Here is a 19,158-nt window from a genome sequence, read left to right as displayed (position 1 = left end):
CTGCTCGAGCGCTATACAAGGTCCCTCGGTTATGTAGGAATATCTGCAGCCTAGAGTCCTTCAGCACCGCGTCGCTCGGTCGCTGGGCCGCCCAGCGGGAATAGCGGGTCTCACCAACAACATACTTTCCCTCCCCCGGGCGGTATCGATATAGGGTTGATGAGGCAAACAGGTAATACCTGACTGCGCCGTAGTCTGTGGTGATGGATTCAAGGATCCAGTGACTTTCCTTCTCTATCCGCCACGGCAAATTCACTGTGTTGGCGGGGGCACCCAGCAACACGAAGAACACAGCCGCCGGCTCTTGAAGCGCGCGGGGAATATCGCCAAACCGACATGCACGACTAAACTGTGACAATGCATTCGCTTGACTGGAAGCGAATGCGCAATAAAAGACGAAGGCCGCGAGAAGTAGGCGAGGCATTAGAAATCCTCCCAATTTCTGGGCGGATTGACGGTAGGCACTTGGCTTGGTGGTGGGCCACCTGGAACAGGCAAATCGATCATTCCAGGCTCTATGGCGGGAGTCCCCTCACCGCTACCGTCGCCGCTGCTTCCTGTGTCGAACAAGCCCACCAACAGCGGAGACGCCTCACCAAAATACTCGTACTGGTAAGTTCCCGAGCGACTGACTAGTCGCTGCAATCGCCATTGAAAACTAACCTGCTGACAGACCGATGGAGCAATGAGATTGCACGTCGCCTCTGTTATGAATCGAAATGTGAAATCATTTCCGGGATAAATTTCCTCTCTGTCACCCTCAATGCCAATACCCCACGAAGGCTTTAGATTTCCATTTCCCATGCTAGCGAGTTTCACCTCGCCCGCTTGCCATACCTTGGTACCGGTGTTTCTGAATGTGAGCGTGACGGTATATGGTGTATTGAATCGCAATGCACTTGCCGGAAAACTCTGCGCGACAAATTTGGAGTCAAACGAGCTCGGCATAGAGCTCATCATGAGCGGCACGTCCAGCAGGTCATCATCGTCCGTTGAGGTGCGCGGCTCCGCCGCAGTGGCTACCACAGCAGCAAGCCCCACCGCGAATGCGAGAGCGACACGTATGGCATTCGCTCTCATTGGTTCCGAACGGCGATGAAATACGGGGCCAAGACGACCCAGGAACTTTGTTGTGTGCACGACTTGCCATCATCAAAGTAGAGATCGACGATGGCGTTCCGTGCCTGTGCGGCCACCATCATGGAGTACCACCCTTTGCAGACCGTCGGCGGGATATTGGTCTGCGCATGCAAGTTGCAGACAACCCATATGCCGTATCCGTTGTCGACATAAACAGAACCGTCGGTATTCATCCCAAAGGTTCGAACCTGACCAGAGCAAGCGTAGGCGGCATACGAAGTCTGGCTAAACAGCAGCACGAGACAGATTGCAGCAACGTGTCGAAACAGTCGCATCGGATGGCTCCTTCCGAGGTAAGTACTTCATGACGAGAAGGAACTGTAGTTAGCAGTGACACGGAACATGGCGACGGCAACGAAACTTCACAGGCCGTCTGAAACGCATGACTCTCGCAGTAGCCTGCACCCGATTGCAACGAGAATCATTCTCATCTATATTGGCCGGTCGATTTGCCTCCCTCCGGCGGCCCTTGCGCCGCCTTGTGCTTCATGACCGACCTGTCCCATCCCCGGCTCTCGGCCGAGCCCGACACCAATCCAGGCGCCAACGCGCGCCCCGCGAAGGCCAAGGCCGAGCATCCCGCCAATCGCCGCGCCACGATCGTCCGGTGGCTGCGCAAGACACACGGCTGGTTCGGGCTGTGGGGCGCGGTGATGGGCCTGATCTTTGGTGTGTCAGGCATCTGGCTGAATCACCGCGCGGTATTGAAGCTGCCCGTGGCGCAGCAGCGCACCAATACGCAGATCGCCCTGCCCGACCCGGTGCCTGCTACGCCCGACGCGATGGGCGCCTGGCTGCAGCAGACGCTGAACCTACCGGAGCCCGCCACCCGCACGCGCGTGGAAAAAGCCAAGCCGGTCGCCTGGGCCGAGCGCCCTGCCAAGGGTGAAGGCGCGCAGGACGAGAAGAACGCCGACGCCCCGCGCGAACCCGCCGCCAAGCCGCTCATGCAGCCCGAGCAATGGACCTTCAACTTCGGCAGCGCGACCACGCAAATCCAGGCTGAATACTGGGCCGGCAATCGCTCGGTATCGATCCGCCAGACCGACAATGGCTTCCTCGGCACGCTGATGAGTCTGCACAAGGGCGTCGGCATGACGGTGCCGTGGATTCTGCTGGTGGATACGCTGGCCGGCTGCCTGATCTTCCTGTCGATCTCGGGCCTGTGGCTGTGGGTGATGACGACCAAGCGCCGCACGGTCGGCTGGACGATCTTCGGGCTGGGGAGTCTGCTGGCGATCGGGCTGGCAATCTCGCGGCTCTGAACGCCGCATTTGCTACGGATGGCGCCCGCGTGGCGCCATTTTTTTCGCCTTCGCCGTTTAGGGGCGGTCGACGCTGCGCTCTGTCAGCAGCCGCTGGATCGCACGCATGCGCGAGCGCACCATCTCATCGCGGCGTTGCGCCACGCAGGTCATCAGGATTTCGATGACGGTCAGGTGCACCAGGTACGCCTCGGTGCCCACCCGCATCACGGCATCTTCCGGCACGTCCACCGTCAGCGCGATCTGCGCGCGTTCCGCCAGCGGTGTGCCCGCCTGGGTGATGGCGATCACGCAGGCGCCCTGCTCCGCCGCATAGGCGATCGACTCGAGCAGATACGGCATCCGCCCCACGTGCGAGAACGCCACCACGACGTCGGACGCACCCAGCATGGCGGCCGACACGAGCTGCAGATGCGCATCGAAGTAGGCGTTGGACGCCAACCCCAGCCGCATCAACCGCGCTTGCATGTCGTTCGCCATGAACGATGACGCCGCACCGGCCGCATAGCAATCGACGCGGCGGGCGCGGGCGATGCGCTCGGCGGCGGCGTCGACTTGTGTGGTGGACAGCGATTCACGCAGCTTGGCCAACGCCCGCGCGGCACCGTCAATGACCTTGCTGGCGACCAGTGCCGGCGGATCTGCCCGACCGACATGGCCCGGCAGCGTCGGCTGCGCGTGCGCCAGCTCGGCGGCCAGCGTGGCCTTGAACTCGCGCAACCCTTCAAAGCCGAGCGCCTGGCACATCCGCACGATGGTCGGCATCGACACCCCGGCGCGCACGGCCAGCGTCTCCACGGATTGTTCGAGCGACAGCTCCGGCGCTTCCAGGATCAACCGCGCCACACCCTGCTGCGCCGGCGAAAGCGCGGGCAACTTGTCACGCAGGGCGTTGAGCACGGGAACGGAGAGCGATGGCATGGCGGTACGCGGGTGGCGATCGGAAATCAGCGTCGCCAGTGTAGCGGCAGCCCCGCACCACGCCGCTTGCCCGAGGGAAAACCCCCAAGAATCTGTAAGCCGGCGGTTTACGCTCAACGCCCCTTCAGCGGGCAACACCCCACCCGGCGCGACGTGTGCGGCGCTTTGCCGGTGCATGCGTAACTTCAACCCTTACAGCGCAGACTTGCCTGAGAGTCGGCCCCCGAGCCAGGCCGGAAAGCCCATTCCGGCCAACACAACAGTCGTCACGACAACAAGGGAGCCACATGACCACTTCGAACCGTTCCATTCCGCTATCGGCCGTTGCACTGTCGGCACTGCTTGCCTGCGGCGAGGCGCACGCCCAATCGAGCGTCACGCTGTACGGCGTGATGGAAACCGGCCTGCGCTACAGCACCAACAACGACGCCGACGGCCACGGCAAGGCCGAGATGGCGGGCGGTTACTACAGCGGCAGCCGCTTCGGCATTCGCGGGTCGGAAGACCTCGGCAACGGGCTGAAGGCCGTGTTCCACCTGGTCAGCGGCTTTGCACCGGACACGGGCGTGGGCTCCACCAACGACATGGGCCTGGGCGGCTACAAGCCCACCACGCCGGCAACGTCGCGCCTGTTCGGGCGCCAGGCGTATGTCGGGCTGGAAGGCGGGTTCGGCTCGCTGACGTTCGGCCGGCAAGAGAACCTCGTCTTCAACACGGCCGGCCAATACGACGCGCTCTCCATTGGCAACCTCGGCGCGACAGCCTGGCACGTGACCGCCACCGGCGTGCGCATCGACAACTCGGTCAAGTACGTGGGTGATTTCAACGGCTGGCGCCCGGGCGTGATGGTCGGCATGGGCGAGCAGGCAGGCGCGTTCTCAGCGGGTAACTACAGCGCCCTGTCGCTCAACTACGCCAGCGGCCCGTTCGCCTTCGGCGGCGCGTGGGAGCAGCAGAAAGACCTGCAATCGGTCGGCACGCGCACGTGGACCACCGGCGGCAGCGTACAGGTCGGCCCCGCAAAACTGATGCTCGGCTACATCAACTACCGCGACGGCACGCCCACCAAGAACGACCTCATCCTCGGCGGCGTGAAGTACGACTTCAGCGGACAGTACAACCTGGTGGTCGGCGGCATGGCCACCCGCCAGCGCGACCCCGACGGCCTGCGCTACACCGCATACGCGATCATGAATTACGTGGTCAGCAAGCGCACGTGGCTATACGTCGGCATGGACTACACCCACCAGAAGGATGCGGGCACCGTGCTCGCAGCCGCGCTGCCCAAGGCCTCGCAGACCGGCGTGATGGTCGGCATGCGCCACGGGTTCTAAATCAGCGCACGGCCATCCGAGCAAATTCGGCGCAGACACACGCGCCCAGACGGTTTGGCCGTACCCTGCCCTAGATGGCGCCTTGAATTTCTGTTGCAGAGAGGAAAAAGAGTGCAGGCCTGTTTGAGCGAAGCGAGTTGCCTGCGCTCCCTCTCTGCGACATAAATTCAAGGGGAAGCCGCCATCTAGGGCGCGCCTTTCTTTGCTTACTTTCTTTGGCAAGACAAAGAAAGTGAGTCGGCCCCGGCAGGGGACGAAACAGCAGCAAACCACCAACGCCCTTACGCCGGCGCAGCAGCGGGTGGTTCATTAGAAGCCGACGCCCCTTTCCCCTCATCCGCCCCAACCCGCGTCATCCACTCCTCAAACGCCGCCGAAGTCCGCAACACCGTCCCCGGCGCCGCCAGCGGCACGTGCGCCTGATCGAACGCATCCTTGAGCACAACGTTGAACGCCCGCAGCACGTCAGCCTGCTTCTGCGGGCGCGTCTTGAACCGCCCCTTGACGATCATCGCGCCACCTTCGAAGCGGTCCAGCCCGAAAATTTCCGCACCGCCGAGCAGCGTGTAGGCAAAGCGCGGCTCACCAGCAATCTGATCAGCCGCCGTGCGCACGAGCTCGATCGCCTGCTGCGGTTCAGCCTCCATCGCCACGCGCACTTCAAAATCGGCAAACGAGTAATCGCGCGACAGATTGCGCACGGTCTTGATCTGGCTGAACGGAATCGACAGCACCGCACCGGTGCCATCGCGCAACCGCACCGTGCGGATGGTCAGGTTGATGACCGAGCCTGTGGCCACGCCCACGTCCACCGTATCGCCCACGCTGATGGTGTCTTCCATCAGGATGAAGATGCCGGTGATGAAATCCTGCGCCAGCGACTGCGCACCAAAGCCCACCGCCAGGCCGATCACGCCGGCGCCGGCCACCAGCGGCGTCACGTTGACGCCCAGGTTGGCCAGCACGCCGATGCTGGCCGTCACCACCAGCGTCACCTTCAGGCCATTACGCAGCAGCGGCAGGATGGTCAGCGCGCGCGTGCTGGGCTGCGCCCGCGCCGAGGCCGGCGACAGCGCCCGCAAGATCGCCGTGTCGAGCAGGATCCAGACGAGCCAGGTGGCAAAGACGGTGCTGATCAGGCCCACCATGGCATCGGCGATGCGTTTGCCGTTGACGGAGCTGTGCGCCAGCTCCACCAGCGTGTGGCCCCACACGCGCAGCACCAACTCAAGAAAGGCGATCCAGATGACAAGTTTGATCAGCGCACCAACGAAATGCTTGAGCCGCTCCACGTAAGGCGAACTGCGCCCCAGACGTAGGTGCGAGCGCCAGTTCGCGCGGGGGCGAATCAGCGCCGACAGAAAGAACGCCGCCACCAGCAGCAGCGACGTCATCACCGCACGGCGCGCCACGACGTCAACGTTGTCGGGCGTCGTCAGCGTGGCCACGACGGTGGCGCTCGCCAGCACCACCACCGGCACGGGCCAGAACGCCGCCAGCAGACGGCGGACCTGGTTGCCCGTGTGTTCGCCGCTGCGCAGCTCCAGCGGGCGATTGGCGATCAACTGTCCGATCGGCCGGCGCGCCCACAATGCGCCCACCGCCAGCATCAATGACGCCACCACGTTGCACGCCGTGGCCAGCAGCAGGCTGAGCGAGCCGCCCAGCACCAACGCCACGCGCGGGTCGACCAGCGCATCGCCGCAGGCCCCCAGACTGGCCGTCAGAAAGATCGGCCACATGCCGTGCTTGAACAGGTATTCCACCGCGACGCGCCGGTGCGCACTGCCGGAAAAGAGCGAGAACAGCATCGCCACGCCCGCCGTGATAATCGCGCCCCATACGATGGCGTAGGCCAGCACCAGCGCCAGGACAAAGCCGGGCGAGGCTTCGCGCTCCAGCCGCATGATGACGGCAAAGGAAATGGCCCATGGGCCGATCTTGCGCGCCGCGTCGATCAACAACGCGCGCGTGGTCGGATGCAGCCCGAGGCCCGCCGTGAGGCCAAACACACGGCGGATCAACCAGCCCAGGGCGAGCAGGCCACCGGCAATGGCGGCCCAGATGCCCACGGTGCTGGCAAAGTCGGCGGCCAGCGACATGCGCTTGTCTGGCGAGAAGAGCAGGCCGGCATTACCGCTGGCGGCCTCGATGCGGCGCAGCCAGTAGCGCGGCGCCCCGGCTTCCACATCGGCCTGCAACGAGCCGTTCTCGATGAGCGACGCCACCGCTCCCAACAGACCCGGCGCCTGTTCGGCCTGAACCTTCTGTTGCGCGCTCATGCCGTCGCGCAACTGCTTCAGTTCATTGACGAGGGCCGTGCGCTGCTGGTCGTTGTTGAGCAGCGTGATGACGGTGTCGAGCGACTGGCGTGTCTGCGCAGGGTCCGCCGCCGGCGCCGATGCGCTGGCGGTGGAGCTCGGCAGCCCGGCCAGTTTGGCAAACGACACCGGGGCAGCGTTGGCCACGTTGGCGGCGCAGGCCACCAGCACAAGCAGGAACGATGCGAGCGGCCACAGTCGCCGCGTCAGGAAGAGAGAATGAGTACGCATGACAGGGAAAGCGATCGTGCAGACATCGACCACGGCACGATACGCGAATTCCCCGGGCGCACAACCTCACCGCTTGGCGCCCTGCGGCAGCGGCGCCCGCCGCCAGAGCCAAGCGGCCGTGCCGAGCGCACATGCCATGCAGGCCATCACAAGGGCCACCACCCCGGGCCAGCCCCACGGCGCATAGAGCTTGCCGCCTGTCGTGCCGATCAGGCTGGAGCCCAGGTAATACGCCAGCAGATACAGCGCAGCCGCTTGCCCCTTGGCACGTTGCGCGCGGCGCCCAACCCAGCCGCTGGCCACCGCATGCGCACCGAAAAAGCCGAAGGTCAGCAGCGCGATACCGCCAATCACCAGCACCAGCGGCCCCGCCAGAGTCAACAGCACGCCCGCCGACATCAGCGCCGTGCCCGCCAGCAGCATGCGGCCCCGGCCATGGCGATCCGCCAATCGGCCAAACCAGGCGGAAGCGCCAATGCCCAGCAGGTACACCATGAAGATGCCGCCCACCGCCGTCTGGCTGAGGGCATACGGCGCATCGAGCAAGTGAAAGCTCGCGTAGTTGTAGATCGTGACGAAGCCGCCCATCAGCAGAAAGCCCATGGCGAACAGCGCGCGCAGGCCCGGCTCGCGCAGATGTGCGCCCAGCGTGTCGAACAGATCGCCCAGCGCCAGACCCTTGCGCGGCACAAAACGGCGCGACGGCGGCAGCAGCCACAGGAACGCCAGCGCCACCAGCAAACCCAGCGTGCCGGTAAAGCCGATGGCGGCACGCCAGCCAAAATGGTCAGCCACGGCGCCGGTCAACACACGTCCGGCCATGCCGCCGAAGGCCGTCCCGCCGATGTACAGCCCCATCGCCATGCCAAGCCCTTGCGGATGCACCTCTTCGGCCAGATACGCCATCGCCACCGCCGGCACGCCGCCAAGGACCACGCCCAGCAAGGCCCGCGTGGCCAGCAACCCGTGCCAGCCCGGCAGCACAGCCGCCGCCAGCGTGAGCCCCGACGACAGCACCAGCGACACGCCCATCAGCGTCTTGCGATGGATCGACTCCGACAGCAACCCCGCAAACAGAATCGCAAATGCCAGCAGCAGCGTGGACACCGACAGCACGAGGCTCGTCTGCGCGGGCGTGAGGCCGAAGTCGTGCGCCAGCATTGGCATGAGCGGCTGCACGCAATACAGCAGCGAGAACGTAGAGAAGCCCGCCGCGAACAGCGCCAGATTGGCGCGCAGATAACCGGGGTGGCCCCGGACCAGCCAGTGGGCAGGATCAGCGGCGTCGATGGCGGGCGAAGGAACCTGCGAAGAAGAAAGTGGAGCGTTCACGGCGGGCGGGTTGAAACAAGCGCAGAGGCAAGCGCCTATTATCGTTCGCAGGCACCGTTCCCGCTGCGATGCGGCATCGCTCTTGCTGCGCAGCACCCACCTCGCTTATCCGCCCGACCATGGAAACCACGCTCTACTACTGGCCCGAAATCCAGGGCCGCGGCGAATTCGTCCGGCTGGCGCTGGAGCAGGCCGCCGTGCCCTATACCGACCTCGGCCGCGAAGACGCGACCGCCATCGAAGCGTTTCTCGACGATGCGGGTATTCCCACGCCGCCGTTCGCGCCACCGTTCCTGGTGGCCGGGCCGCTGGTGATCGCGCAGACGGCCAACATCCTGCTCTACCTGGGCCAGCACTACGGCTTGGCTCCGCACGACGAAGCCGGTGGCCTTTGGACGCACGGCCTGCAACTGACAATTGCCGATTTTGTGGTGGAGATTCACGACACGCACCACCCCATCGCGTCAGGCGAGTACTACGAAGACCAGCGGCCCGAAGCGAAGCGCCGCACGCAGGATTTTCTCGATCACCGCGCGCCCAAATTCCTGCATTACTTCGAGCGCGTGCTCGAGCGCAACCCCGCCGGCCCGACATGGGCCGTGCGTGATGCGTTGACGTATGTGGATTTGTCGCTGTTCCAGATCGTGGCGGGGCTGCGCTACGCATTTTCGCGCCACATGCGGCGATACGAGCGCGAGCTGCCGCATCTGGTGGCGCTGCACGATCGCGTGGCGGCGCAGCCGAACATCGCGGCGTATCTGGAATCGCCGCGGCGCATTCCGTTCAACACGATGGGCATTTTCCGCCACTACCCCGAGCTCGATGCGCTGAAATGACAGAACCCGGCGCAAGGCCGGGTTCGCATGGAGATTGAATCGCTCAGACCGCCAGCGGCGTATCGGGCAACCTGCGGGGCAACCGGCCGCGAATGTCTTCCAGCGCCGCGGGCCAGCTTTCGATGGCGGCCAGATCGTGGATGTCCTGCAGATTGATCAGCAGATCCACCACCTGATCGTCGTCGACATTCACGCCAGAGCAGCGCAGCGCACACGCGAGCGGATCGTCGCCAGGCACACGCAGCAGACTGACGCCCAGGCGCTCGATGGCGCCGCAGTAAAACGCATCGTCGATGAGAATGCCGACGCCGCACCGACGGTTGTCGAGGCCTCGGTAACGCGGCTCGCCGTCGGCGTCTTCGGAGCGGCATTGCTGTGCGAGCAGGTGCGTGCGCACGCGTTCAAAAATGTCCTCGATGCCGAGGAACGTCCCCTTCCCTTTCATGGCGTCACCTTCTATAGGGTGATCTGTGACCGGCCGGTCGGTCAGAATGTATCGACGAGAGCGCCGCTCAGGCCGAATTGGCGCGCAATCGACTGCAGGCGGTCCTTCCACTCCCATGTGCCGAACACGTCGTGCGCGTTCTGCAGCTTGGAGAGCAGCTCGACGGTGTCGCGGTCGTCCACGTCAATGCGCGCACGCTTGAGCGCGCGGCGCAACGCGATGACGCCGGCATCCATGTAACGCGGAATCTCGTTGGTGGGCTTGAGGATGTAGCGCACCGGCACGCTTTCCATCGACGTGGTGTAGTCGCGCACGCCGATCAGGTTACCGATCGGGCAGCAGCGCCCGCCCTGGCCATGGTACGCAGCACCGCCGCGCGGCAGGATGGCAGCACCGCCCTGTCCGAACAGATGGCGGACTGCGCCGTCGTAGATTTCTTGTTTGCTGAGATATTGCGTCTTCATGTTCTTTCCCCTGACCCCAGATTGCAGGCGTCGCCGATTCGATTCACTTCCGACTTCCGGCCTGACGTTGCGTCCGACGTCGCACAATCTGCCATCCGTGCGATCTATCTTGGTTCAGGATGCACCAGAACCATGGGCCGAAAAAGGACCGGAATGTAAGTCATTTTTACCGTTTGCTTTTTGGCAACGGATTGCCCGCAAAGGTGCGCCAGTCAACGCTTTGCGGGTGCTTCAGACACCACGCGATCGGGCCGTTTTGGCATGCCCTGATGCGCGCTCGCAACAGCATGTGCGCATGGCTGCTCGCACGTGGCGCATGCGTCGTAGGCGCGGCGCTTACATCCCGATGATCTGGTCTGCGTGGCCGAGACAGAAGCCACGTCGGTCATGGTGCCCACAGGTGGGCATCACCTCGTAGCCGGCAGCGCGCAGCAACACTGCACGCGCGGCCACCTCCACCGGAGGCAGGGGCTGCCCCGAGTCTTCATCGCGCACCAGCCGGCCGAGTTGGGCAAACGGCTGGCGCAGCAGATGGTCCAGATCCAGCGATCCGCAGTACCGCATCACATCACCTTCTTCAAAACGGCGGCAGCACTGGGGTGCGCCGACTACATCGATTCGTCTGCCAGCTCAGGACACGCAACGAGCGTCCGGCGCACACGCGCATAGGCGGCACGCTGCGCCCAGATCGCGTCGGTCAGGGCCGCGATGAGCGCATCGCGTGGCAGGCTTTGCGGTGCCACGCCGAACTGCGCCTCCACGGTACGTAGAGCCTCCGTCACTTCGCTTCGCCATCGGGCGTCGAGTCGCTGGGTCATGTTGTTCTCGTTGGGTCGGTTCTGGCGCGGTGGGCGGCGGGCTTGTGCCCACTCTGGCCGCGCTGGGAAGGGATTGGCGGAATGGGTTCCGCTCTTGTTTGTGAAGAACGGCACACGGGGCCGAAACTTGATTGCTGCGGCGGGGGGTAAACCGGCGCCTCCGTCGGACTTGGCGACACCCGGCGCCACTCCGCCAAATGGGCTCCCCCATTCGCGCAGCAACTTCGGCGGGTGCCCGTGGCCCAATCGGTTCTGCAACCGCCACCGAGCCACCGATGAAGATGGAGCGTCACGTGTCCCGACTGTCTTTCCTGCGCCGCACCCTGCTGGCCGTTGCCTGCGCGCTGACCGTGCCCGCCATTGCGACGGCCGGCGCCCCCGACCCGCGTCAATACATGCATGGCATTGGCGCGGTGCCTGGCACAACGGCCAACACCTTCAACGTGTTCTTCAGTGCCTCGGGCCTGCCCCCGCGCGGCGCCGATCGCAGCGGCAGCTGGCCGCACGATGTCTATGTCGCGCAATGGCATGCCGACACGGGCGTACTCGATGCCCCGCGCATCTTCATCCAGAAGCCCGAAGCACAGGAACCTGTGACGGTGGCCCGCAACCGCGCTGGCCAGGTGATGGTGTCATTTGAAGACGGCTGGAATGCGCCGGAGAACGTCAACCAGCGCTTCGGCATCTACGACACCGCGCTGCGGCCCATCAAGCCGTATCCGCAACTGGTGGAATCCGGTGGGCACTCGGGCCACATCACGGCCGTGGGCGACCGCTTCGTGGTGTTCTATTCCGATGGCTGGATCACCGGCGGCGGCGTCGACAACCTCGGCAGCGGCAACGGTGTCTACCTGAAGGTCTACGACGGACGCGGCCGTCGCCTGCACAACGTCGATGTTGCCGATGGCCGGCGCGAATGGTGGCCCATGGTGGCAGGCGGCAGCACCAATGCGCTGCTGGCCTGGCAGCAGTTCGTGCCGGGCCAGACCGAGGCCAATCTGAAGATCGCCGTCTTTGATCCGGTCAGCGGACGCGTGACGGGCGAGCAGCTTCTGCACAAGCATCTGCAGTACTACACCTACAGCGTCACGTGGATGCCGGCGATCGAGCGGTACTTGCTGGTGGGCGTGGCCAAGGGCAACGGCTTTGCCGATCTGATCGACACGACGGGCAAGGTGCGCGCGTCCATTTCATGCATGCCGGCAACCGTGCGCGAAGCGGGCATCACCGTGAACCAGAACACCGCTTATACGCCCGCCGCTGATGGCCGCCTGCTGCAACTGCAGGCGGGGCCGGATTCGCTCACGCTATCGGCCACGCTGCTGAACACCGACGGCAAGCGCGTGCAATGGCGCCCGGTGGGCAGCACCGGTTTGCTGCGCACGTCGGGCGCAATAGACTGGATGTCGCTGACGGAAAAGGGGCTGGAGCAGCTGCACTTCGACCCCACCAAGACGCAGCCGGCCAACGCGGTTGACCAATGCCGTTAGCGCGACAAGCTTAAGCGTCGGTAACGTCGGTAACAAGCACGCGCAGGCGTACGATGCCATCCCACCTGGTGTGGATGGCATCGGCAATGCGGGCGATTTCGGGGGCCAGCGCCGGCGGCAGGACCAGGTCGACCTCCACCGCGCCATCGACGTAATGCAGCACGCAGTGGCGCGCGTCCAGCGGCGTGCCGGGCGGCAGCAGTTGTGCCAGCACGGCATGCAGCGCATCGCGATCGGGTAGCGGCACGGGGTCTGTCGCGATGTGCTCGCGCGGGTCGACGTGAATCTGCACGTCGAGCACCGCCATCGCCGTGTGTGCCGTCAGCACGTTGGTGCGGGCCCGGACGGCAATCGCATGGCCCTCGCTCACGGAGACACGCGGGTCCACCTCGATATGCGCGTCCACCAATGCCTGGTCTCCCGTCACACGCGTACGCAGATCGTGCACATTGATCACGCCCGGCGTGGCTTCCAGGCTGACCCGGATCGCCTCCACCTGCGCGGGCGGCAAGGCTCGGTCCATCAGGTCATTGAGCGCCTCCCAACCAAAGCGCACGCCCACACGGCCAATCATCAGCCCGACGATGCAGGCGGCCACCGGGTCGAGCCAGTGATAGCCCATCAGGTTGCCCGCCACGCCAATCGCCGCCACCAACGACGACACCGCATCGGAACGCGCATGCCACGCATTCGCAATCAGCATGCGTGAGTTGATGCGCTTGGCCACGGCCAGCATGTAACGGAAAAGTCCTTCTTTGGCCGCCAGCGCGATCAGTGCCACGACCAGCGCCAGACCATGAACCGGCGTCGGCCCCTGCGGCGAGCGCAGGCTCTCCACCGCGGCCCAGATCATGCCCGCGCCCGCCCCCATCAGCAGCAGCCCGAGCCCCAGCGACGCGGCGTTCTCGTAGCGCGCGTGGCCGTATTGGTGGTCTTCGTCTGGCCCCTTGTGGCTGTTGCGGTTGGCAATGAAGACGATGCCATCGGCGATCAAGTCGGACAGCGTATGCAACCCGTCCGCCACCAGGCCCTGCGAATGCGACCACAGCCCCGCCGCAATCTGCCCCGCCGAGAGCAAGCAGTTGACGCTCGCACTTACCAGAGTGGAGCGTTCGGCGCTCTGCTTGCGTGCGGCCGCAGAAGGTGCTGTCGAGGATGTGGGCGTCATGGGAAATCGGTGCGATCAAGCGTGCGAAGCAATCGCGAGCATTGTGCCACGCACCGACGCGCCGCCTTGGCCCGAAATCAGGGCTGCGATCGCAACGCGCTGCGACAAATTTGCACCAGAAAAGCGCAGATCGGGGCGTACTAATAGGACTTTTCCGATGTTCCGCCCCTGAGGCTTCGGCGATTCTCAGCAATGCGGCAAACACGTTGCCGCACGTTACACGCTCGGAGACACGTCGACATGCAGGCCCCCATCCAACTCGTCATTGCAGATGATCACCCCGGCGTGGTGGCGGCCGTGCGGCGCCTCGTATCGGTGGTCGACGGCTTCGAGGTGGTGGGCGAAGCCAGCAACGCCGATGAGCTGCTCGCCGTGCTCGGCCGCGTGCGCTGCGACCTTGTCATCACCGACTACGCCATGCCCGGCAGCCGCTATGGCGACGGCATCCTCCTGCTCGAATTCCTCGTGCGCCGCCACCCGGACCTGCGCGTGATGGTGCTCACCATGCTTGAGACCCGCGCACTGATGAGCAACATCCTGCGCGCGGGCATCAAGGTCATCGTCAGCAAATCCGACGAGCCGCAGCACATCCTCGAAGGCATGCAGGCGGCGGCGGACGGTCGCATCTATCTCTCGCCAATGCTCAATGTCAAGCTGCTCTGCCGCAACGGCGAACCGCAGCCCGTCCACGACGACCCGGTCTCCAAACTCGGCAAGCGGGAGCTGGAAGTGCTGCGCATGTACGTGACCGGCAAGACGGTCAGCGAGATTGCCGTGCAGCTCAACCGCAGCGTCAAGACCATCAGCTCGCAGAAGCAGACGGCTATGCGCAAGCTCGAGCTTGGCACTGAGGCGGCGCTGTTCGACTTTGCGGTACGCCACGGGCTGCTGGGCAGCAGCGAGGGCTGACGCGATGATGGCGTGGCTCGCGCCCAGGGCGGCTGCCCACCTGCGCGTTGGTATCGTTGCGGGGTTGCTTGCCTGCGCGGCGGCGTTTGTCTGGCTGGGCGGAGCGCGCAATGCCGACGCGGAGGACGCCGCACAGACCATTCAGCGGCTCAAGCAGTTTCCGCCCAAGGTAACGGTCGGCGTGATCAGCGACGCCATGGCTCCACTCGAAGACGTCGAAGCCGACCGGCTCAGCGGCTTCTCGGGTGACCTGCTGATGCGTTTGATTCCGCAGGATCAGGTACGCGTCATCCCGCACGTCTTCGCACGGCGTGACGAGCTGCTCAAGGCGGCTTGCCGAGGCGACGTCGACATCATCATGAGCGTGGCACCCCGCTCGCAATACGATCACTGCCTCATCTATTCCGCGCCATACCTCGAACGCCCCATCGCGGTGGTCGCGCGCAACGACAACACGCACGTCGCGCAGAACCCGTTTGCCTCCGGCATGCGCATCGCCGTCGAGCAAGGCTCTTCACTCGAAGAAGAACTGGCGGTGCAGTACCCGAGCATCCGGCTGATCAGTACCCCCACGGCAGCCGACGCCCTCGATGCCGTGCTGCACGACGCGGCCGACGCTTACGTGGGTGTGACCTACCCCACGCGGGAGTTGATGTCGCAGCCGCGCTACCGGCGGCTGTCGATCGTGCAACTGGTGAACCAGCAGGTTGACGCGCTGCACTTTGCCGCGCCGCGTGAACAGGCGATGCTGATCCGCTATCTGGACCGCCATCTTGCCCAGTTGCCCGACGCCACCATGAGCGAGCTGCGCGCGCGGTGGATCACGCAAGGCGGCGGTCCGTTGGCGGGGCTGCAGTTGTCGGCCGACGAGCGGGCCATGCTGGCGTCGCTGCCGCCGCTACGCTACGCCGCCGACCCCGACTACATGCCGTACACCTTCAACGGATCGGGCGGCGGGATACTCGGCATCTTTCCCGAGTACCAGAGCTTTCTCTCGCGTACGCTCGGGTTGCGCTTCGAGCGGGTGACCGTGCGCGACTGGGCCGAAGCACTCGCGAAGGCGCATAGCGGCGAGGTCGACATCCTGCTCGGCATATCCGACCAGGATTCCCGCCCCGCGGGCTTTACGCTCACCCAGCCGATCGATGCCACGCCGATGGTGATCGTCGGGCGCAGCGACGCGCTCACGGTGGCGGCGCTTCCCGAGCTTTCCGGCAAGACCGTCGCTCTGCCCACGAGCGAGACCCTGACCACGTTGCTGAACCAGAATGTGCCGAAGATCCGCATCCTGCCGGCACGTTCGGTGAGCGATGCGTTGTCCATGACGGCAACTGGGGAAGCCGATTTCACCATCGCGAACCTGCCGGTGGCCGATGCGCTGATCCGTCATCACTTTCCGGGCGAGCTCAAGGTTACCGGTTCCGCGAATACGATCGAGAGCCTCGGCGTGGGGGTGTCGTCGCGTTACGCTGCGCTGGTGCCACTCATCAACCGCGCGCTCTTCGCCATGCCCGAAGGCGAGCAGGTGAGCATCCGCAACAGGTGGCTGTCGGTGAGCTACCAGCTGGGTCCGTCGGCGTCGGCCGTGCTCGGCAGGTTTGGACCGGTAGCGGCGCTGGTGCTGGTAGCGCTGCTGGCACTCTTCATCAAGCAGATGCAGCTGCGCCGCGAGAACCACCAGCGGCGCCACGCTGAAGAAACCCTGGCTCGCCAGCTCAGCTTCCAGCGCGCGCTGATGGAAGCCGTGCCGTTCCCGCTCGTCGCCAATGACGCCGGGCACCGTTACGTTGCCGTGAATGCGGCGTTCTGCAACATGTTCGGCCGGACACGGGCGTCGCTGCTCGGGCACACGCCGCAGGAGCTCGGGCTGCAATCGGTCGGCAACACGTCGCCGCTGTCCGATATCAACCGGCGCGCCGTGGAGACCAGCGAAAGCACACGCGAAGAACTCATCATCGACACGCCCGACGGGCCACGCAACGTTCTGTATTGGATCGAGCCGCTGCACATGCCGGACGGGCAGCCTGCCGGCACCGTCGCCTCGCTGGTCGACATCAGCGAGATTCGCGACGCGCAGGCCCGTGCTGAGCGCCTTGAGCAGCGCCTGCGCGAAGTCACCGAATCGCTGCCGGCGCTGGTCTATCAGTTCGAACTGCGGCCAGGCCAGGTCCAGGGGCGCATCACCTACGTCGCCGGCAAAGCGTACGAGACGCTGGGCGCGCGGCCTCAGGATCTGCTGGACTACCTGTCCACCCCGGAGCTGCTCATTCACGAAGACGACCGGCAGCGCATGCTCGACACGGTGCTGGTCTCGGCGCAGCAGCTGACGCCCCTGGACCAGCAGTTTCGCCATGTCAGCGCAGACGGCGTGGTCCGCTGGCTGCATGCGCGCTCGATCCCGCACCGCGAAGCGGACGGCCGCACGATCTGGAACGGCTACCTGAGCGACGTCACCGCAGAGCGCGAGCAAGCCGACGCACTGGAAGCGGCCAAGAACGCGGCGGAATCGGCGTTGCACGCGAAAGACCGCTTCCTGGCCATGATGAGCCACGAAATCCGCACGCCCATGAATGGCGTACTCGGCCTGGTCGAACTGCTGCAGCAGACGAAGCTCGAGGGCGAGCAGAAGCAGATGGTCTCGTTGGTGCAGGATTCGGGACGCGCCCTGCTGCATATCCTCGATGACATCCTCGATTACGCAAAGGTCGAGGCCGGCCGATTGGATATTTCACCAACAGCCACGGACCTGCGCGACGTCTTCGACGGCACGGTGGGCCTGCTGGCAAGCCGCGCGCACGAAAAATCGCTTGCCGTGCATGTGGAGGTGGCCGCCGACGTGCCGGCCAGCGTCTCGGTCGACAGCATTCGTCTACGGCAGATCCTCTTCAACCTGCTCTCCAACGCCATCAAGTTCACCGACACGGGCAGCGTGCGGCTTTCAGCGGAGTGCACGCGCATCGAGAACGACACGGCGCACCTTGCCATCTGCGTCAGGGATACGGGCATCGGGATCTCATCCGAGGTCCAGGCCACGCTGTTTGCACCGTTCGTGCAGGCTGAGCGCTCGACTACGCGGCGCTACGGCGGCACCGGTCTGGGCCTGGCGATTTCGCGCCAGCTTGCCGGCCTGATGGGCGGCAAACTCGTCATGGAGAGTGTTCCCGGGCATGGCACGGCAGTCACGCTGCACCTGGCCGTGCCGATGCTCAGGGCGCAGTATGCGTTGCCGCAACTGGCAGGCCGCAGCGTTGCCATTTTGGTGGATGACCCGGCCGTGCGGCACAGCCTCACGCAGTTCGCGATCGCGGCCGGGCTGCAAGCGGGCCCCGCAGCCAACGCCGACATCCTCCTGGCCTCCACCGCCCAGGCAGACGCACGCACGATCCGCATCACTTCAGAAGCGTGTTATGCCGGACCCGGCAACACACTGAGCACCAATCCGCTGAACTGGCACGCCTTCGTGCAAGCGTGCGAGCGCACGCTCCCTCGATTTGACGATATGCAGGCAGCCAGCGCGGCGGTACACACGCTTGCTGCCACCACCCCCTGTGATGCGCCGGGAGCGCACATCCTCGTGGCGGAAGACCACCCGATCAACCGCGAACTGATCGCCAAGCAACTCCGGCTACTGGGTTATCGCGTCACGCTGGCCGAAGACGGCGTCGTCGCGCTCGAGCGTCTGCACGAACATCATTTCGATGCGTTGCTCACGGACTGCCACATGCCGCGCATGGACGGCTTCGACCTGGCGCGGCACATCCGCCACGAAGAACGCGCCGACGGCCCTCGCCTGCCCATCATCGCCATCACGGCCACCACGCTCGCCGAGGAACACGCGCGGTGCCGCGCAGTGGGAATGGACGCAAGCCTGCTGAAGCCGACGACGCTTGTCACGCTGCAAGAAGCGCTGTCTGCGCTATGGAGCCCCGAAGCCGCAGAACCAGCGGAAGCGCCCCAGGAGGAGCCATTCGCCCTGTCGCTCGACGATCTGCACGCCGCGCTGGGGGCCGACCCCGCCGCAGCCGGGCTGGCACAGGTCTTCCTGTCATCGCTGGCCGAGGATGCGCAGCGGCTGCAGCCGCTGCTGGACGCAATGGACCGCGCAGCGCTGCGCCAGTGGGCCCATCGCACCGGAGGCGCGCTGGCGCTGCTGCACAACCCGAGCGTCGACGCCACGTTGGAAGCCCTCTGCCATGCCGTGCATGACGGTAGCGAGCGTGACATCCGCGTCTCGGGGCGCCATGCCACGCGGCTTCTTGCGCACATCAACGCGTTGTTGAGTGCCTTCGCGCCGGCGGCCACTGAGGTTGTGCACCGCACGCAAGTGACGGATTCATAAGGGAAAACCGTTTCAAGCGATTGATGCATCGCTTTTAGACGAGCCATTCCAATCGCCCGATTGACTCGGTCCTGGCAGCCTCCTACGATGACATCGACCAATGTCACATTAAGAGGCGCCCATGTGGTGCCCACGGAGACACCAC

The 19,158-nt window shown here is 64.9% G+C and carries 16 protein-coding genes; 6 read left to right on the top strand and 10 right to left on the bottom strand.

Annotated elements, in window-relative coordinates:
- Nucleotides 1–423: 423 nt before the first annotated feature.
- Together BG83_RS29345 and BG83_RS0114710 are read right to left on the bottom strand one after the other, a co-directional pair.
- Nucleotides 424–1,080, bottom strand: a complete 657-nt coding sequence (locus BG83_RS29345; RefSeq protein WP_024977460.1) for a hypothetical protein — start codon at nucleotides 1,078–1,080, stop codon at nucleotides 424–426.
- Nucleotides 1,077–1,415 carry a hypothetical protein gene (locus BG83_RS0114710; RefSeq protein ID WP_024977459.1) on the bottom strand — a complete coding sequence of 113 codons (339 nt, stop codon included), beginning with the start codon at nucleotides 1,413–1,415 and terminating at the stop codon, nucleotides 1,077–1,079. The genes BG83_RS29345 and BG83_RS0114710 overlap by 4 nt, the downstream gene beginning before the upstream one ends.
- A gap of 213 nt (nucleotides 1,416–1,628) precedes the next feature.
- On the opposite strand from BG83_RS0114710, the gene BG83_RS0114705 reads away from it, so the two are divergent.
- Nucleotides 1,629–2,405 (top strand): PepSY-associated TM helix domain-containing protein, encoded by a 777-nt coding sequence (locus BG83_RS0114705; RefSeq protein ID WP_024977458.1) that lies wholly within the window; start codon nucleotides 1,629–1,631, stop codon nucleotides 2,403–2,405.
- A 57-nt stretch (nucleotides 2,406–2,462) separates the two neighbouring features.
- On the opposite strand, the gene BG83_RS0114700 is transcribed toward BG83_RS0114705, so the two are convergent.
- The gene (locus BG83_RS0114700) at nucleotides 2,463–3,326 is read right to left on the bottom strand and encodes a MurR/RpiR family transcriptional regulator (RefSeq protein WP_024977457.1); all 864 of its coding nucleotides are present in this window, start codon (nucleotides 3,324–3,326) and stop codon (nucleotides 2,463–2,465) included.
- Between the two features lie 287 nt (nucleotides 3,327–3,613).
- Here BG83_RS0114700 and BG83_RS0114695 point away from each other — a divergent pair, with 287 nt between their 5' ends.
- A complete protein-coding gene (locus tag BG83_RS0114695; protein ID WP_024977456.1) occupies nucleotides 3,614–4,660 on the top strand; it encodes a porin in 1,047 nt (348 codons plus the stop codon).
- 281 nt (nucleotides 4,661–4,941) lie between these two features.
- Here the strand turns inward: BG83_RS0114695 and BG83_RS0114690 are convergent, their stop codons facing one another.
- Together BG83_RS0114690 and BG83_RS0114685 are read right to left on the bottom strand one after the other, a co-directional pair.
- Nucleotides 4,942–7,212 carry a mechanosensitive ion channel family protein gene (locus BG83_RS0114690; protein ID WP_024977455.1) on the bottom strand — a complete coding sequence of 757 codons (2,271 nt, stop codon included), beginning with the start codon at nucleotides 7,210–7,212 and terminating at the stop codon, nucleotides 4,942–4,944.
- A gap of 66 nt (nucleotides 7,213–7,278) precedes the next feature.
- Nucleotides 7,279–8,544 (bottom strand): MFS transporter, encoded by a 1,266-nt coding sequence (locus tag BG83_RS0114685; protein WP_024977454.1) that lies wholly within the window; start codon nucleotides 8,542–8,544, stop codon nucleotides 7,279–7,281.
- A 119-nt stretch (nucleotides 8,545–8,663) separates the two neighbouring features.
- On the opposite strand from BG83_RS0114685, the gene BG83_RS0114680 reads away from it, so the two are divergent.
- Entirely contained in the window at nucleotides 8,664–9,380 is a 717-nt protein-coding gene (locus BG83_RS0114680) for a glutathione S-transferase (RefSeq protein ID WP_024977453.1), read from the top strand.
- A 43-nt stretch (nucleotides 9,381–9,423) separates the two neighbouring features.
- On the opposite strand, the gene BG83_RS0114675 is transcribed toward BG83_RS0114680, so the two are convergent.
- The 4 genes from BG83_RS0114675 to BG83_RS0114660 form a co-directional block, all read right to left on the bottom strand.
- Nucleotides 9,424–9,825: a hypothetical protein gene (locus BG83_RS0114675; protein WP_024977452.1), complete on the bottom strand. Its 402-nt coding sequence runs from the start codon at nucleotides 9,823–9,825 to the stop codon at nucleotides 9,424–9,426.
- Between the two features lie 41 nt (nucleotides 9,826–9,866).
- A complete protein-coding gene (locus BG83_RS0114670) occupies nucleotides 9,867–10,289 on the bottom strand; it encodes a hypothetical protein (protein ID WP_024977451.1) in 423 nt (140 codons plus the stop codon).
- Between the two features lie 336 nt (nucleotides 10,290–10,625).
- Nucleotides 10,626–10,853 (bottom strand): hypothetical protein, encoded by a 228-nt coding sequence (locus BG83_RS0114665; RefSeq protein ID WP_024977450.1) that lies wholly within the window; start codon nucleotides 10,851–10,853, stop codon nucleotides 10,626–10,628.
- Nucleotides 10,854–10,897: 44 nt separating this feature from the next.
- Entirely contained in the window at nucleotides 10,898–11,107 is a 210-nt protein-coding gene (locus tag BG83_RS0114660; protein WP_024977449.1) for a hypothetical protein, read from the bottom strand.
- Nucleotides 11,108–11,382: 275 nt separating this feature from the next.
- On the opposite strand from BG83_RS0114660, the gene BG83_RS0114655 reads away from it, so the two are divergent.
- A complete protein-coding gene (locus BG83_RS0114655) occupies nucleotides 11,383–12,597 on the top strand; it encodes a hypothetical protein (RefSeq protein ID WP_037031880.1) in 1,215 nt (404 codons plus the stop codon).
- Nucleotides 12,598–12,607: 10 nt separating this feature from the next.
- Here the strand turns inward: BG83_RS0114655 and BG83_RS0114650 are convergent, their stop codons facing one another.
- Nucleotides 12,608–13,765 carry a cation diffusion facilitator family transporter gene (locus BG83_RS0114650; RefSeq protein ID WP_024977447.1) on the bottom strand — a complete coding sequence of 386 codons (1,158 nt, stop codon included), beginning with the start codon at nucleotides 13,763–13,765 and terminating at the stop codon, nucleotides 12,608–12,610.
- Between the two features lie 240 nt (nucleotides 13,766–14,005).
- On the opposite strand from BG83_RS0114650, the gene BG83_RS0114645 reads away from it, so the two are divergent.
- Together BG83_RS0114645 and BG83_RS0114640 are read left to right on the top strand one after the other, a co-directional pair.
- Nucleotides 14,006–14,674 (top strand): response regulator transcription factor, encoded by a 669-nt coding sequence (locus BG83_RS0114645; RefSeq protein ID WP_024977446.1) that lies wholly within the window; start codon nucleotides 14,006–14,008, stop codon nucleotides 14,672–14,674.
- Between the two features lie 7 nt (nucleotides 14,675–14,681).
- Nucleotides 14,682–19,013 (top strand): ATP-binding protein, encoded by a 4,332-nt coding sequence (locus tag BG83_RS0114640; RefSeq protein ID WP_152543709.1) that lies wholly within the window; start codon nucleotides 14,682–14,684, stop codon nucleotides 19,011–19,013.
- Nucleotides 19,014–19,158: the final 145 nt, after the last annotated feature.

Origin of the sequence: Ralstonia pickettii (assembly GCF_000607165.1) — a bacterium.
Taxonomy (GTDB): domain Bacteria; phylum Pseudomonadota; class Gammaproteobacteria; order Burkholderiales; family Burkholderiaceae; genus Ralstonia; species Ralstonia holmesii.
The sequence above is the reverse complement of the archived record's forward strand: the minus strand, read 5'-3'. Positions and strand labels throughout refer to the sequence as shown.

Coding starts and splice junctions, on each gene's coding strand:
- BG83_RS0114700 (WP_024977457.1), bottom strand. CDS start 3,326: ATGCCATCGCTCTCCGTTCCCGTGCTCAACGCCCTGCGTGACAAGTTG.
- BG83_RS0114650 (WP_024977447.1), bottom strand. CDS start 13,765: ATGACGCCCACATCCTCGACAGCACCTTCTGCGGCCGCACGCAAGCAG.
- BG83_RS0114705 (WP_024977458.1), top strand. CDS start 1,629: ATGACCGACCTGTCCCATCCCCGGCTCTCGGCCGAGCCCGACACCAAT.
- BG83_RS0114675 (WP_024977452.1), bottom strand. CDS start 9,825: ATGAAAGGGAAGGGGACGTTCCTCGGCATCGAGGACATTTTTGAACGC.
- BG83_RS0114695 (WP_024977456.1), top strand. CDS start 3,614: ATGACCACTTCGAACCGTTCCATTCCGCTATCGGCCGTTGCACTGTCG.
- BG83_RS0114640 (WP_152543709.1), top strand. CDS start 14,682: ATGGCGTGGCTCGCGCCCAGGGCGGCTGCCCACCTGCGCGTTGGTATC.
- BG83_RS0114710 (WP_024977459.1), bottom strand. CDS start 1,415: ATGCGACTGTTTCGACACGTTGCTGCAATCTGTCTCGTGCTGCTGTTT.
- BG83_RS29345 (WP_024977460.1), bottom strand. CDS start 1,080: ATGAGAGCGAATGCCATACGTGTCGCTCTCGCATTCGCGGTGGGGCTT.
- BG83_RS0114660 (WP_024977449.1), bottom strand. CDS start 11,107: ATGACCCAGCGACTCGACGCCCGATGGCGAAGCGAAGTGACGGAGGCT.
- BG83_RS0114690 (WP_024977455.1), bottom strand. CDS start 7,212: ATGCGTACTCATTCTCTCTTCCTGACGCGGCGACTGTGGCCGCTCGCA.
- BG83_RS0114665 (WP_024977450.1), bottom strand. CDS start 10,853: ATGCGGTACTGCGGATCGCTGGATCTGGACCATCTGCTGCGCCAGCCG.
- BG83_RS0114680 (WP_024977453.1), top strand. CDS start 8,664: ATGGAAACCACGCTCTACTACTGGCCCGAAATCCAGGGCCGCGGCGAA.
- BG83_RS0114645 (WP_024977446.1), top strand. CDS start 14,006: ATGCAGGCCCCCATCCAACTCGTCATTGCAGATGATCACCCCGGCGTG.
- BG83_RS0114670 (WP_024977451.1), bottom strand. CDS start 10,289: ATGAAGACGCAATATCTCAGCAAACAAGAAATCTACGACGGCGCAGTC.
- BG83_RS0114655 (WP_037031880.1), top strand. CDS start 11,383: ATGAAGATGGAGCGTCACGTGTCCCGACTGTCTTTCCTGCGCCGCACC.